The organism is Bacillus sp. SIMBA_008 (assembly GCF_046535495.1).
GTDB classification, from domain to species: Bacteria; Bacillota; Bacilli; order Bacillales; family Bacillaceae; genus Bacillus; species Bacillus subtilis.
In genome coordinates this window covers 1-272 of the sequence record NZ_JAWRWL010000459.1, presented here as the reverse complement: position 1 = coordinate 272, position 272 = coordinate 1, and the positions used below count along the sequence as shown (strand labels likewise).

The window sequence follows — 272 nt, the reverse complement described above, 5'->3', positions numbered from 1 at the left end:
CTGTTAACGAGTTTCATCTAGCCATAGAAGCTGCTAAGCGAATCAAAACGCTTTTAGACGGTCTCTTTCTTACAGCCTTTATTAAAACAAGCGGTGGTAAAGGACTGCAAGTTTATATTCCATTAAAGAAAAATGCCTTCACATACGAAGAAACGAGAACATTTACCGCGTTTATATGCCAATTTTTATGTGAACAAGCACCTGAGCTATTTACTCTGGAACGTCTTAAGAAAAAACGCGGCAATCGCTTGTATTTAGACTATATTCAGCAC

The 272-nt window shown here is 37.9% G+C and carries 1 protein-coding gene; it reads left to right on the top strand.

Annotated elements, in window-relative coordinates:
• A partial coding sequence (gene ligD, locus SB658_RS24015) for a non-homologous end-joining DNA ligase LigD (protein WP_486308210.1) occupies positions 1-272 on the top strand: 272 nt, incomplete at both ends.